At 69.1% G+C, this 13928-nt stretch carries 11 protein-coding genes; 7 read left to right on the forward strand and 4 right to left on the reverse strand.

Going from position 1 to position 13928, the window contains the following annotated elements; translation table 11 throughout:
* Positions 1-23: 23 nt before the first annotated feature.
* The gene (locus VFZ92_RS07140) at positions 24-1073 is read right to left on the reverse strand and encodes a LacI family DNA-binding transcriptional regulator (RefSeq protein WP_330874990.1); all 1050 of its coding nucleotides are present in this window, start codon (positions 1071-1073) and stop codon (positions 24-26) included.
* A 235-nt stretch (positions 1074-1308) separates the two neighbouring features.
* On the opposite strand from VFZ92_RS07140, the gene VFZ92_RS07145 reads away from it, so the two are divergent.
* From VFZ92_RS07145 to VFZ92_RS07175, 7 genes are all read left to right on the forward strand, one after another.
* The gene (locus VFZ92_RS07145) at positions 1309-2571 is read left to right on the forward strand and encodes an extracellular solute-binding protein (protein ID WP_330874991.1); all 1263 of its coding nucleotides are present in this window, start codon (positions 1309-1311) and stop codon (positions 2569-2571) included.
* A gap of 58 nt (positions 2572-2629) precedes the next feature.
* Positions 2630-3550: a sugar ABC transporter permease gene (locus VFZ92_RS07150; RefSeq protein WP_330874992.1), complete on the forward strand. Its 921-nt coding sequence runs from the start codon at positions 2630-2632 to the stop codon at positions 3548-3550.
* The gene (locus tag VFZ92_RS07155) at positions 3550-4446 is read left to right on the forward strand and encodes a carbohydrate ABC transporter permease (protein ID WP_330874993.1); all 897 of its coding nucleotides are present in this window, start codon (positions 3550-3552) and stop codon (positions 4444-4446) included. Before VFZ92_RS07150 ends, VFZ92_RS07155 begins: the two co-directional genes overlap by 1 nt.
* A 496-nt stretch (positions 4447-4942) precedes the next feature.
* Positions 4943-6049 carry a sn-glycerol-3-phosphate ABC transporter ATP-binding protein UgpC gene (locus tag VFZ92_RS07160; RefSeq protein ID WP_330874994.1) on the forward strand — a complete coding sequence of 369 codons (1107 nt, stop codon included), beginning with the start codon at positions 4943-4945 and terminating at the stop codon, positions 6047-6049.
* Between the two features lie 151 nt (positions 6050-6200).
* A complete protein-coding gene (locus VFZ92_RS07165; RefSeq protein WP_330874995.1) occupies positions 6201-7115 on the forward strand; it encodes a metal ABC transporter solute-binding protein, Zn/Mn family in 915 nt (304 codons plus the stop codon).
* A gap of 4 nt (positions 7116-7119) precedes the next feature.
* Positions 7120-7986 carry an ABC transporter ATP-binding protein gene (locus tag VFZ92_RS07170; RefSeq protein ID WP_330874996.1) on the forward strand — a complete coding sequence of 289 codons (867 nt, stop codon included), beginning with the start codon at positions 7120-7122 and terminating at the stop codon, positions 7984-7986.
* Positions 7986-8849, forward strand: a complete 864-nt coding sequence (locus VFZ92_RS07175; protein ID WP_330874997.1) for a metal ABC transporter permease — start codon at positions 7986-7988, stop codon at positions 8847-8849. The genes VFZ92_RS07170 and VFZ92_RS07175 overlap by 1 nt, the downstream gene beginning before the upstream one ends.
* Before the next feature lies 1 nt (position 8850).
* Here VFZ92_RS07175 and VFZ92_RS07180 read toward each other — a convergent pair whose 3' ends face one another.
* The 3 genes from VFZ92_RS07180 to VFZ92_RS07190 form a co-directional block, all read right to left on the reverse strand.
* Entirely contained in the window at positions 8851-10245 is a 1395-nt protein-coding gene (locus VFZ92_RS07180; protein ID WP_330874998.1) for a GGDEF domain-containing protein, read from the reverse strand.
* Between the two features lie 345 nt (positions 10246-10590).
* Positions 10591-11826, reverse strand: coding sequence for an MFS transporter (locus VFZ92_RS07185; RefSeq protein WP_330874999.1), 1236 nt, complete (start codon positions 11824-11826; stop codon positions 10591-10593).
* Between the two features lie 341 nt (positions 11827-12167).
* Positions 12168-13592 carry an MBOAT family protein gene (locus VFZ92_RS07190; RefSeq protein WP_330875000.1) on the reverse strand — a complete coding sequence of 475 codons (1425 nt, stop codon included), beginning with the start codon at positions 13590-13592 and terminating at the stop codon, positions 12168-12170.
* Positions 13593-13928: the final 336 nt, after the last annotated feature.

Raw genomic sequence — 13928 nt, forward strand, 5'->3', positions numbered from 1 at the left:
CGCAGAATTTGGTCCAGACCAATTTAGGGCCGTCGGGGAGGGGCCGTCGACTCCCTCACCACCAGCTTGGGGCGGAACACCCTCGTGTAGTTGCCCGATCCGCGCCTCCTCCTGTCCGGATCGAGCCGGTTCACGAGTTCGTCCACGGCGGCGCCCGCCATCTCCTCGATCGGCTGCGCCAGCGTCGTCAGCGAGGGCGAGCAGTACGACGCCAGCGGGATGTCGTCGAACCCCACGATCGACAGGTCCTCCGGCACCGAGAGCCCACGCTGGTGGGCCTCCCGCAGCGCGCCGAGCGCCATGTGGTCCGACGAGCAGATCACCGCGGTCGGCCGGACGGTGTCCAGCAGCGCGGCCACGGCGGACGCCCCGCCGTGCGGCCCGAACGGGCCGTGCGCGACGAACGCCGACTCCGCGGGCAGCGACCGCTCCTCCAGCGCGGCGGCCCAGCCCGCGCGCTTGAGCCGCGACGGCAGCGACCGCGACGGGCCGGACACGAAGCCGATCCGCCGGTGGCCGAGCTGGATCAGGTGCTTGGTCGCGGCGTACCCGGCCAGCTGCTCGTCGACCGTGACGTCCGGCACGTCCAGCGAGGGCGTGGCCCCGTTGAGGAACACCATGTGCACCCCGTCGGCCAGCAGCTTGGCGTAGTAGCTCGGCTGCGGCGCCCTGCCGAGCGGCACCTCGACGTTGGTGATCTCCGGCGACACGAACACCATGCCCTCGACGCCCCTGGCGAGGAGCATCCGGACGTACTCCTCCTCGCCCATCGCGGCCGTCCCGGTGCCGCGGGTGTTGCACAGCAGCGACGAGTAGCCCAGGCGGGCCGCCCTCGTCTCCAGGGCCTCGGCGAAGGCCGGGAACACCGGGTTCGACAGCTCCGGCACGAGCAGGCCGATCACGCCGGTCCGCTGGAGGGCGCCGAGCCCGCGCGGGGTGTACGGCATGTCGGTCAGCACGGCCAGCACCCGCTGGCGGGTCTCCTCGTTGACGCCCGCCCTGCGGTTCAGCACCCGGCTGACCGTCGAGATGCTCACCCCCGCCGCCCTGGCGATCTCCGACAGACCCGACACCGCGCCTCCTCCTGTTGGGCCAAGAGTGCTCGCGGCAGCAAGTTCTTGCAACCGAAACACCCGAACAGCCTCGGATTAACACACATGGTCTCATCCGTTAAGGCACAACTACGGGGAAACCCTTGACCAGTGGGGGTTCACGGGTATGAAATCCGCGTCAACCTTGATGCAAATCCTTGCAAGATCCTCGTCGTCGACACGTCGGTGAGGCAAGCAGGAGGGAACGACAGCAACGATGCGACGTACAACCCTCGTGACAGCCACGGCGGCCTGTCTGACCGGCGCTCTCGTCCTCACCGCGTGCGGCGGTGGAGGCTCGACGGACGCGGGATCGGACTCCGGTGAGGTCACGTTCTGGGACACCAGCGGTCCCAACGAGAGCCCGGTGTTCACCAAGATCGCGGAGGAGTGCGCGACCAAGGGCGGTTACAAGGTCAAGACCGAGACGGTCGCCTTCGACGCCGCGCTCAACAACTACAAGACCGCCGCCCAGGGCGGGCAGGGGCCGGACGTGTTCCGCGCCGAGGTCGCCTGGGTGCCGCAGCTCGCGAAGAACTCCCTGGTCCTCGACCTCAGCGACACCGAGCTGGCCAAGGACACCGGCGACTTCCTGGAAACCCCGCTCGGGTCCACGAAGTTCGAGGGCAAGTCCTACGGCGTCCCCCAGGTCACCGACTCGCTCGCGCTGTTCTACAACAAGAAGCTGCTCGCCGCGGCGGGCGTCACGCCGCCGAAGACGTGGGCTGAGCTGAAGGACGCGGCGGCCAAGCTCGGCGGCGAGAAGTCGTTCTTCCTCAACAACGACGCCTACTACGCGCTGCCCTTCATCTACGGCGCGGGCGGCGACCTGGTCGACGCCGACGCGAAGAAGATCGTGGTCAACTCGCCGGAGAACGTGAAGGCGCTGGAGACCGCGAAGGGCCTGCTCGACGCGAAGGCGGCGTCCACCGCGCTGGACCCGAGCAACTCCTACAACAACATGCAGGCCGGCTTCTCCTCCGGTGAGGTCGCCATGGTCGTCAACGGCCCGTGGTCGGTCGCCGACTACCTCAAGGGCACGGCGTTCACCGACGCCGCGAACCTCGGCATCGCCCCGGTCCCCGGCGACACCGCGGGCGGGGGCAGCGCGCCCGTCGGCGGCCACGACTACGTCATCCGCCAGGGCACCAAGGCGAAGGCGTCGTCGATCAAGTTCATCCAGTGCATGAGCGCCACCGACGCCCAGGTGCGGGTCGCGAAGGAGCTGGGGCTCCTGCCGACGCGCAAGACCGCGTACGAGAACGCCGACGTGAAGGCCCAGCCCGTCGTGGCCGCCTTCGAGCCGGTCGCCAAGGCCGCGCACGCCCGCCCGTGGATCCCCGAGGGCGGTCAGCTGTTCGACCCGCTGAAGATCGCCTACGCGGACTTCCTCGCGGGCAAGAAGGACGCCAAGGCCGCGCTCGACGAGGTCGCCAAGGCGTACAAGGACCAGGTCGTCACCGAGTACTCGATCGGCTGATGGGACCGCCGCGGGCCTCCGGGCCCGCGGCGTCCCCCGGTCAGGGAAGGGGTTTTCGGTGCGCAGGTTCCTGGAACGCCACTGGTACGCCTACGCGATGGTGCTGCCCGTCGTGGTCGTCATCGCCGTACTGGTGCTGTACCCGCTCGCGCAGGGCGTGTTCTTCACCTTCACCAACATCAACGAGGGCAACATCGCCAACCCGGTCCTCGACCGGGCGGCGACCTACGCCGGGGTGGGCCTGCGCAACTACCTCAACGTCCTCTCCGGAGACCCCAGCTACGGCAGCTTCTGGTCCACCCTGGTCCGGACGCTCATCTGGACGTTCTCCTGCGTGTTCTTCCACTACACGATCGGCCTCGGCCTGGCGCTGCTGCTCAACCGCGAGGTCAAGGGCCGCGCGGTCTACCGGGTGCTGCTGATCCTGCCGTGGGCGGTGCCCGCGTTCATCAGCGCGTTCACCTGGAAGTACATGTTCAACGCGCAGTACGGCATCATCAACCAGGGCCTGCGCGCCATCGGCGTCGACGACCCTCCGGTCTGGCTCGGCCAGAACGACTGGGCGCTCGTCGCCGTCGTGATCGTCAACGTCTGGCTGGGCGTGCCGTTCATGATGGTGGCGCTGCTCGGCGGCCTCCAGGCCATCCCCGGCGACCTCTACGAGGCCGCGGAGGTGGACGGCGCCACGCCGTGGCAGCGCTTCCGGCACATCACGCTGCCCGGTCTGCGCTCGGTGTCCAGCACGGTGGTGCTGCTCGGCATCATCTGGACGTTCAACATGTTCGCGATCATCTACCTGATCACCGGTCCGAACCCGAACACCAGGATCCTGGTCACCTACGCGTTCGAACGCTTCTTCTCGTCCGCCACCCGCGACTACGCCGTCGCGTCGACCTACGGCGTGCTGGTCCTGTCGGTGCTCCTGGTGTTCGCGGGCGTCTACCGGCGCGCGCTGCGCAAGCAAGGCGAGGTGTGGTGATGACGCTCGACGCCAGTTCGCTCCAGGTGGTCCGCCCGGACCGCGTGGCGCACAAGCGCGACGCCAGGTCCAAGGGCGCCAGCGTCGCACTGCACGCGACCCTGGTGGTCGCGTCGCTGATCGCCGTCTTCCCGGTCTTCTGGGTGCTGGTCACGTCGTTCAAGCCGGACGCGCGCGCGGTCGAGACGACGCCGAAGCTCGTCAACGAGTCCTCCCTGGACAACTACGCCAGGATCCTGTCCGGTGAGAAGGGCAGCTTCCTCACGTGGTTCGCCAACTCGGTGACCATCGCCCTGATGACGACCGTCATCGCGGTCTTCCTGTCGGCCACCACCGGCTACGCCGCGAGCCGCTTCAGGTTCCCCGGCAAGCGCCCGCTGATGCTCTCGTTCCTGGTCGTGCAGATGTTCCCGTTCGCGGTGCTGATCGTGCCGCTCTACAACATCCTGCTGGCGCTGGGCCTGCAAGGCCAGCAGTTCGGCCTGGTGCTCGTGTACTGCACGACCGCGGTCCCGTTCTGCACCTACATGCTCAAGGGCTACTTCGACACCGTTCCCACCGACATCGACGAGGCGGGGAGGGTGGACGGCCTGTCACCGTTCGGCGTCTTCTGGCGGCTCATCCTGCCGCTCGCCAAGCCGGGCCTGGCGGTCACGGCGTTCTACGCGTTCCTGACGGCGTGGGGCGAGGTTGCCTTCGCGTCGGCGTTCCTGTCGGCGGCTGACGAGTCGAAGACGCTGGCCGTGGGCCTCCAGGTGTTCGTGCAGCAGAACCGCACCGAGTGGGGCCACTTGGCAGCGGCGTCGATCCTGGTGGCCATCCCGGCCATCGCGGTGTTCTACCTGGTGCAGAAGTTCCTGGTCACCGGTCTGGCGTCGGGGGCGGTGAAGGGCTGAGAGGTGCCGGCTCGCCAGGCGGCTGCCGGTGCCGAGGTGCCCGCCAGGCGGCTCCGACTCCCAGCGTTCGGTGGCCCACCGCCCACCCGGGCGGTGGGCCACCAGCACCACTGGCCAGCCACCTCCGCCAGCCACCCCACCCTCCCCAGCCGGCCCATCCTCATCCCAGCTCAACCGGCAGCCACCGGCCCCCATGCCCAAACCCGCCCCCAACCCCGGCGAGCCCACTGCTCTTCCAACCCCTTCCCCCGGCGGCCCCCCGATGTTCAGCGCTCGTCATGCCCGTTCTCGTTTGTCAAGGCATCTTTCCCGCCTTGACAAACGAGAGCGGGCATCGACACACTCGCGCCATCGGGGGCCTGCCCAACCCCGACGTCCCCGGCCCCACCTCCAGCAGGCCCCGCAGACGCCCCGGAACTAGACCAATCCACCCATTCCCGTAAGCGCTTGCAATCAATACGTTGACGCCAACGCTTGGATTGGAAAGGTGCGTCACATGGCTGAGGTCGCCTACGTCAAAGCTTCGCGGATCTTCTCCGGCAACCCGCCGGTTCGCGCGGTGGACGAGTTGTCCCTGGACGTCGCAGACGGCGAGTTCCTGGTGCTGGTCGGCCCCTCGGGCTCCGGCAAGTCCACCGCCCTCCGCATGCTCGCCGGGCTGGAGGACATCGACGAGGGAGCCATCGAGATCGGCGGCAAGGACGTCACCAACGTCCCGCCGAAGGGCCGCGACATCGCGATGGTGTTCCAGTCCTACGCCCTCTACCCGCACATGACGGTCGCCGAGAACATGGGCTTCGCGCTCAAGCTCCGCGGCGTCAGCAAGGACGAGATCAAGCAGAAGGTGGGCGAGGCGGCGAAGCTGCTCGACCTCACCAAGTACCTCGACCGCAAGCCGAAGGCCCTCTCCGGTGGCCAGCGCCAGCGCGTCGCGATGGGCCGCGCGATCGTCCGCGAGCCCGCCGTGTTCCTCATGGACGAGCCGCTGTCCAACCTGGACGCGAAGCTGCGCGTGGAGACCCGCGCGAACATCGCGGCCCTCCAGCAGCGCCTCGGCACCACCACGATCTACGTGACGCACGACCAGGTCGAGGCCATGACCATGGGTCACCGCGTGGCGGTGCTGAAGGACGGCCTGCTCCAGCAGTGCGACACCCCGCGCGCGCTGTACGACAAGCCCGCCAACGCGTTCGTGGCCGGGTTCATCGGCTCGCCCGCCATGAACCTCAAGACCGTGCCCCTGACCGCCGAGGGCGCGAAGCTCGACGGCATCGTGGTGCCGCTGCCGCGCGCCGCCCTGGACGTGGCGTCCGGCGCGAGCCTGTCGGAGATCACCTTCGGCATCCGCCCGGAGGCCCTCGGCATCATCCCGTCGACCTCGACCGAGGACGGCCTGGCGATGACCGTGGAACTGGTCGAGGAGCTCGGCGCCGACGCGCTCGTGCACGGCGCCGTCCGCATCGGCGACTCGTCCGAGCGCTTCGTCGTCCGCGTCGACGGCCGCACGCCCCCCACCCTCGGCCAGGAGGTCAAGGTCGCTGTGCGTGACGCGAGCGAGATCCACCTGTTCCACCCGGAGAGCGGTGACCGCCTCACCGACTGACCCACCCGCAGCACCGACGAAGGCCACCCGTTCGAGTACGGGTGGCCTTCGTCGCATGTGGGTCGGTGGACAAGGTGGTCGCTATCCGTTCTAAGATGAACTCGACAACGGTTTCCATCCCCAAAGCTTCACCCCGTCGAGGAGTTCACTGATGACGCTGCGTCACCTCCGTGCAGGCGCGGCAGTCGCCGTCGCCCTGCTCGCCCTCACCGCCTGCGGTGGCGGCACCGACACGGCCGCCACGTCCGCGGCGGCCGACGGCAAGGTCGCCGTCGTCGCCTCCACCAACGTGTGGGGCAGCGTCGTGAAGGCCGTCGGCGGCGACGCCGTGACCGTCCACTCGATCATCGACGACCCGTCCGCCGACCCGCACTCCTACGAGAGCAAGCCCGCCGACGTGGCCGCGCTCGGCAAGGCGAAGCTGGTCGTGTTCAACGGCGGCGGCTACGACGACTTCTTCACCAAGCTCATCGGCGACTCCGGCGCGGACGCCGCCAAGCAGGTCGACGCCTTCGCCCTGTCCGGCAAGGCCGACGGCGTCAACGAGCACGTCTGGTACGACCTGCCGACCGTCAAGAAGGTCGCCGACAAGGTCGCCGAGGAGCTGTCCGCCGCCGCGCCGGACCAGAAGGACACCTTCACCGCCAACGCCAAGGCGTTCGACGACGGGCTCGCCGGGCTGACCACCTCGGTCCAGAAGGTCGGCACCGACCACCCCGGCAGCAAGGTCGTCGTCACCGAGCCGGTGCCGCACTACCTCCTGGAGGCAGCGGGCATCACCGACGCCACGCCCGCCGAGTTCAGCGAGGCCATCGAGAACGAGACCGACGTTCCGGTCGCCGCCCTGACCGAGACCACCGGCCTCATCACCGGCAAGCAGGTCAACGCACTGGTCAACAACACCCAGACCGAGAACAGCGTCACCCAGCAGCTCGTTTCCGGCGCGGGCACGGCGGGCATCCCCGTCGTCGGGGTGACCGAGACGTTGCCCGCCGGGGTTTCCGGATACCTTGACTGGATGACGAAGCAGGTGGACGCGCTGTCCACCGCCCTCAGCCAGAATTGACGCCATGACGACCGCACCGTCGACCACCACCGACGTGACACCGGCAGACCGCCCCGCGCAGCCGCGCGGGGCGGTCTCGCTGCGCGGAGCCGCCCTCGCCTACGGCAGGCGCGTGCTCTGGGAGGGCCTCGACCTGGAGGTCCAGCCCGGCGAGTTCCTCGCCATCCTCGGCCCGAACGGCTCCGGCAAGACCAGCCTCATGCGGGTGCTGCTTGGCCTCCAGCCGCTCTCCGGCGGCTCGGTGGAGATCGCGGGCAGGCCACCGGGGCGGGGCAACCGCGAGATCGGGTACGTCCCCCAGCAGCGCTCGCTCGACCCGACGCTGACGCTGCGGGGCCGCGACCTCGTCGGCCTCGGCCTGGACGGGCACGCGTGGGGGCTCGGCCTGCGCGGCCGCGCCGAGCGCAGGGCCCGCGTGGACGAGGTGCTGGCCGCCGTCGGCGCCGAGGGCTACGCGGACGCGCCGATCGGGCTGCTGTCCGGTGGCGAGCAGCAGCGGCTCCGCGTCGCGCAGGCCCTCGTCGGCGACCCGCGCGTGCTGCTGTGCGACGAGCCGCTGCTGTCGCTCGACCTCGCGCACCAGCGGGTGGTGAGCGACCTGATCGACGCCCGGCGCAGGGCGTCGAACACCGCGGTCCTGTTCGTCACGCACGAGATCAACCCGGTCCTGCCGCTCGTGGACCGGGTCCTGTACCTGGTGGACGGTCGCTTCCGGATCGGCCCGCCGAGCGAGGTCATGACGTCGGAGACGCTGTCGGAGCTGTACGGCACCACGGTCGACGTCGTGCGGGTGCGCGACCAGATCCTGGTCGTCGGCGCCACCGGCACGCTCTGCGAGGACCAGCCGCACCACGTCGTGGATGAGAGCTGATGGACACCTTCTTCGACCTGGGCACGACGTTCGACCTGCTCGCCCTCGACATCGTGCACCGCGCCCTCATCGCCGGGGCCGTGCTCGGCCTGCTCGCGGGCGTGCTGGGGCCGCTCGTCGTGACGCGCAAGATGTCGTTCGCCGTGCACGGCACCAGCGAGCTGGCCTTCACCGGCGGAGCCGCGGCGCTGCTGCTCGGCGTCAGCGTCGGCTACGGCGCCGTCGGCGGCGCGGTCCTGGCCGCGCTGCTGCTCGGCCTGCTGAGCCAGAAGGACTCCGAGCGGGACTCGGTGATCGGCGCGGTGCTCGCGTTCGGGCTCGGGCTCGGCGTGCTGTTCCTCGCCCTCTACGACGGCCGCGCCACGACCAAGTTCGGCCTGCTCGTCGGCCAGCCGTTCGGCGTGGCGGCGGACAACGTGTGGCAGCTCGTCGGCACGGCGGCACTGGTGCTGGTCGTGCTCGCGTGCCTCTACCGGCCGCTGCTGTTCGCCAGCGTCGACCCCGACGTGGCCGCCGCGCGCGGCGTGCCCGTGCGCGTGCTGACCCCGGTGTTCGCCGTGCTCGTCGGCATCGCCACGGCCCTGAGCGTGCAGATCGTCGGCGCTCTGCTGGTGCTGGCCCTGATGATCACGCCCGCCGCGGCGGCGTGCCGCGTCACGTCCAGCCCCGGCCGGGCGACGCTGCTGTCGGTGCTGTTCGCCGAGGTGGCGGTGCTGGGCGGGATCGTGCTCTCGCTGGCCCCCGGCCTGCCCGTCAGCGCGTTCGTCACCGCGATCTCGTTCGCGATCTACGTCGGCTGCCGGGTCGTCGGCCGTGTCCGCGTCCGCCGGATCGGCAACCGGAGGGTGGCCGCCGCGGCGTGACTCACGCCGTGCGGCTGACCTGCGTGTCGTCCGGGGCCGCGACGGCCTGCTGGTCGGTGCGCGGGGAGGGCAGCGGGAGCGGCAGGCGCGTCGCGGCCGAACCGATGTCCAGACCCGCCACCCGCACCTGGTTGCGGCCGTTCTCCTTGGCCACGTAGAGCGCGGCGTCCGCGCTGTGCTGCGCGAGCGCCAGGCTGTCGCCGTTGTCCGGCACGACCGCGACCCCGATCGACGCCGAGATCGACCGCACGTCCGGACCGTCCTCATCGGTCGGTGGCAGCGCCCGACCGCGCAGCGTCACGGTGTTGCGGTGCTTGTCCGTCGTGGACACCGCAGCCTCGGCGATGGCCTGGCGGATGCGCTCCGCGATCAGGATGCCCTGTGCGAGCCCCGTGTCGGCCAGCACGACGAGGAACTCCTCCCCACCGTCCCTTCCGGCCACATCGCCCGGTCGGAGCTTCTCGCGCAGGATGCGGCCCACCTCCGCGAGCACGGCGTTGCCCGCGGGGTGCCCCCACGTGTCGTTGATGCGTTTGAAGAAGTCGAGGTCGATGGCCAGTACCGTCACGGGCTGACCGTCGTGCCTCGACCGCTCGGCGAGCCTGTTCGCGTACTCGGCGAGGCCGGTGGTGTTGAGCAGGCCGGTCCGGTAGTCGGTGTGCGCGTCCTCGGCGAGCTGCTGCTGCAACTGCTCCTGCTCGCTCAGCAGCCGTTCGAGGTGGGCCCGCCGTTCCGCGGCGAGGTTCAGCAGTGCGTTGACCAGGATGACCGGAGCGACGAGCAACAGAGGGCCCACCCAGTGCGATGTGATCAGCATGCCCAGCATCGCACCGGCGCCCAGCGTGGTGACCTCGAGCATGTTGTCGGTCTTCGAACCGAGGAACTCGACGAGCCTGGTGTGCGGGGTGACGATCTTCAACGCGATGGCGATGGTGGCGACCTGGGCGAACCAGTTCAGCGCCGCGGCCAGCGCGAGCACCAGGACCAGCCCGAGGTCGGTCGGGATGTTGCCGGTGGCGGCCAGCGAGAACCCGGAGAGGTGCACCACCGCCCACGCGAGCATGGTGCTGCCGAGGATGCTGGAGGAGCTGAACACGAACCGGTACGGCTGGCGGCGGGCGATGGGCTGGATGAGAATCCTCATCCAGAGGGTGACGAGAACCGCGAGACCCCCTGGAAGCGCGATGGCGGCGGCGAACGTCCAGACCGACGTGAGGTCGATGTGCGGACCGGCCGACTCGTTCCGCCGCGACTCCTCAGCCCGACGCACCATCACCAGGTGGATCGTGATCGCGACCATGATCGCGCCGAACCGGAGCCAGTCCGTGGCCGAGACGGTGCCCAGCGTGGTGAGCAGCCAAATGGCGGCTCCGGCCACGGCCGATTCGACCAGCACGAAGAACGCCAGAGCGGCTGGCCGCAGCGTCCAGAGGTCCCAGTTCCGGATCGGTACCCAACGGGTTGCCCTGGAAGGCTGGTCGTCAGTCAAACTGTTCTTCACCACGTCCCACCAACCCCACCGCGGTGTCCGCACACCGTGGTGCCGTTGGGGTACCCGTTGCTCGCACCTGTCGCTGCTCGACGACCAAGCGAAGGAGGGTTTGCCATGCGCAACCGCGACATGTGAGATCCCCCTCCCTTCAGTTCGGGGCCGAATTCTCACCGTACGCAGCCGAATCCTCGCAGGACGCGCACGAAAGGTCCGTCATGATTGACAATCGCGATATGTGATGAGTCCGTTTCAGCTCACCACCACCTTCTGGTCGCCGCGCATCCGCGCTCGGCGCCAGGACACCGTGGCCTGGGCTGCGAGAAGCAGCCCGATGCCTCCTGCACCCGCGATGGTCGCGGTGATGGAGCCCACAGCGTGGGCGACCACGCCTGCCAGCGCCATGCCGCCACCCTGGCTCGATCGCAGGGCGGCCCTGCCGATTCCGTATGCCCGGCCGCGGTACGCGTCGGGCAGCATCCTCATCCAGGCCGAACGTGCGGGCGTGTGGTACGCGCCCGCCATGCCCGCGATGACGAGGAGCGCGATCGTCCAGGTCAGGTTCGGGTCGAGCGCGAACAGGACCAGGGGCGCCAACGACAGGATAGCGAGCGGCCCGATGAGCCGCTCGCGTTTGGCGGGTTCCCGAACCCAGCGGAACAGCACGGCCACGCCCAGCACGTTCGCCGCGGGTTCGATCGCCAGGATGAGCCCGACGGCCCACACGGCGTCGAGGCTGGCGGCCAGCGGCACGGCCAGGCCCTCCGGCACCATCGCGAGACCCGCGAGCAGGCGCATGCCCATGAGGCTGCGCAGCCTCGGCTCCGTCACGAGGAGCGTGAACACGCCCTGGCGGGGTGGTTCGCCCGTGGTGTCGACCCTGCGGTGCCGCCGGGGGTCGGCGGCGGGCCGGTGCTTCACCGACGTGTGCACCAGGATGGCGACGAGCACGAACGTCACGGCGTCGATCGCCAGCGCCACGCTCGGGCTGGAGGCGGTGACGATGAACCCCGCGGCGGCCAGCCCCGCCATCTGGGCCACGTCGACCGACGTGCCGAACAGCGCCACCCCGTCGTCGTAGCGCTCGTCGGGCAGCACCGAGGGGAGGCTCGCCTCCTGGGCCGCGAGGAACGGCGAGGCCACCACCTGCACGGCGACCAGCAGCGTGATCATCAGCCACAGCGGCGTCGCAGGCAGTGCCATCAGGCCCACGATCCCGGCCTGGAGCCACGCGCAGATGATCATCACGGTGCGCCGGGGGAAGCGGTCGGCCAGCCAGCCGAGCAGCGGACCGGCGATCAGCGGCGGGAAGAGCGTCAGCGACCACGTGAGGGCGGTCCAGAGGGGGGAGCCGGTGCGCTCGAACACCAGGAGTGACAGGGCCACGGCCGCGAGCTGGTCACCCGCCGTTGACACCGTCGAGCCGATCCACAGGCCGCGGAACTCGCGGTCGCTCACGAGCGCGCGCAACGTTCCCTGGGAGGTCACAACCCCTCCAGGTCGTTCGGCCCCGAAGAGCGACTCACGTTACCCCCACCCGAAGTAACCTATTTCTCCGTTGAAGACGGTAGAAGCTGCCGGTAGTGCAATCTCTGTCCTACCACAGTGTGTACCTGAACGGAGTAGGTCGGTTACATAAAGTAGTTATGATACGAAATTGGCCCCGGTTAATATTGACAGTTGACATTCGTCACACTGTGGTGAAGCGCTCTGCGATTACGCTCTGTCGAAGTTCGCCGGACTACCTCTTGACGGGTTGCGCCGAGTGGGCCAGTTTGGGTTCCTGCTTATCGACCAATGTACCGGGCGGTATCGTTATTCGCTCGACATCAGAACTGGTAGTACAGGAACGGGCTGAAGGTCCCTCCCGCGACGAGGATTGCCGCGTAGGTCAGGCCGACCGTCATCAACGAGACGCGGGCCACGCTGGCGATCTTGTCCCTTGAGGACTCCAGGTACGGGCCGCTCACCGGGGATGTGGGCAATACGACAATGACCAGCGCGACCACCAGGATCAGTAGTCGCTGATTCGTTGTGGCGACGCTCACAGCCTCGGATACGCCGGAGAAATCCGGCAGCAGCAGATGACCCAGCATCGTGAACGCGGAGCCGAGGTCGGCCGACCGGAAGAACACCCAGCCGATCACCACGAGCAACATCGTCAATGCCCGCCTGCCGATGCGCGCATTTTTCGACGCAGGGGTGGAATCCCATCCAAAACTGCGTTCTACAACGAGCAGGGCGCCGTGGAACAAACCCCACACGAGGAACGTCCAGTTCGCCCCGTGCCAAAAACCGGTGAGCACGAACACGATCCCGAGGTTCCGGTACGTCTTCGCCACGCCGTGCCGGTTGCCGCCCAGCGGGATGTAGACGTAGTCGCGGAACCACCGGGAAAGCGACATGTGCCACCGCCGCCAGAACTCCGTGACGGTCACGGAGGAGTACGGGCGGGCGAAGTTCTCCGGGAGCCGGAAGCCGAGCATCCGGCCGAGGCCGATGGCCATGTCCGAGTAGCCGGAGAAGTCGAAGTACAGCTGGAGGGTGTAGCCCACCGCGCCCAGCCAGGCGATGGAGAACGTCATCTCGTCGGACGGGGTCGCGAAGCACGCGTCGACCATCGGGGCCAGCGAGTCCGCGATGATGACCTTCTTGCACAGGCCGAGCGCGAACCGGGGGAAGCCCGCGGCGATGTCGTCCAGGCGGTGGGTGCGGTGCTGGGGGAGCTGGTCGGAGATCTCCCGGAAGCGGACGATCGGCCCCGCCACCAGCTGCGGGAACATGGCGATGTAGGTGATGAACGAGACCGGGTCCTTGAGCGCCCTGCGCTCGCCCCGGTAGATGTCCACCACGTAGGAGATGTGGTGGAAGGTGTAGAAGGAGATGCCGATCGGCAGGGCCAGGTGGACCACCGGGAAGTCGCCGCCCAGGGCTTCCGCGATGGTGTCCAGCTGGTCCGTGGCGAATCCCAGGTACTTCCAGACGACCAGGATGCCCAGGTTGAACGTGATGACGCCCAGGAGGAGCTTGCGGCGGACCGCGGGGTCCTGGTCCGGTTCCAGGCGGGGGCCCGCCAGGTAGTTGACGAGCATGCAGGCCAGGAGGAGCAGGGTGGTGCCGCCCGCGCCGCTGGCGTAGAAGAGGAGGCTCGCCACCGCCACGACGCCGTTGCGCCAGGTTCTGGGTGTGGTCAGTAGAGCCGCTAGGAGTAGCGGCATGAAGAACCACAGGAAGAGGGGGCTGGCGAATGACATCGCCGGGAACCCTAGCGGGCGGGTGGTGGGGTTCGCTCGGGGTCCTGGTGGTTCGTCGGTGGGGGACCCCGTGATCGCCCACTCGGATGGCTGCCGGATCTCGTCGGATCGGGTCGGTCCCGTCGGATCGGGCCTCGGTCCTGCTGGATGGGGTGGCTGCTGGTCCCGTCGCATCGGGTGGCTGCCGGTCGCAGCGGATCGGGTGGCTGCTGGTCCCAGCGGGGTGCCCGATGTGACTCGGGGCCCCTCGATCTGCCCCTTGATCGGCAGATCGGCCTGGTTCCGGGAAGGCGGTGGCTCGCCGTCTGGTGGTTGAGGTGGTGCCGGCCGGGCGCC

Origin of the sequence: Umezawaea sp. (genome assembly GCF_036375055.1) — a bacterium.
Lineage (GTDB): Bacteria > Actinomycetota > Actinomycetes > Mycobacteriales > Pseudonocardiaceae > Umezawaea.

Coding starts and splice junctions, on each gene's coding strand:
- VFZ92_RS07155 (WP_330874993.1), top strand. CDS start 3,550: ATGACGCTCGACGCCAGTTCGCTCCAGGTGGTCCGCCCGGACCGCGTG.
- VFZ92_RS07160 (WP_330874994.1), top strand. CDS start 4,943: ATGGCTGAGGTCGCCTACGTCAAAGCTTCGCGGATCTTCTCCGGCAAC.
- VFZ92_RS07170 (WP_330874996.1), top strand. CDS start 7,120: ATGACGACCGCACCGTCGACCACCACCGACGTGACACCGGCAGACCGC.
- VFZ92_RS07190 (WP_330875000.1), bottom strand. CDS start 13,592: ATGTCATTCGCCAGCCCCCTCTTCCTGTGGTTCTTCATGCCGCTACTC.
- VFZ92_RS07175 (WP_330874997.1), top strand. CDS start 7,986: ATGGACACCTTCTTCGACCTGGGCACGACGTTCGACCTGCTCGCCCTC.
- VFZ92_RS07165 (WP_330874995.1), top strand. CDS start 6,201: ATGACGCTGCGTCACCTCCGTGCAGGCGCGGCAGTCGCCGTCGCCCTG.
- VFZ92_RS07145 (WP_330874991.1), top strand. CDS start 1,309: ATGCGACGTACAACCCTCGTGACAGCCACGGCGGCCTGTCTGACCGGC.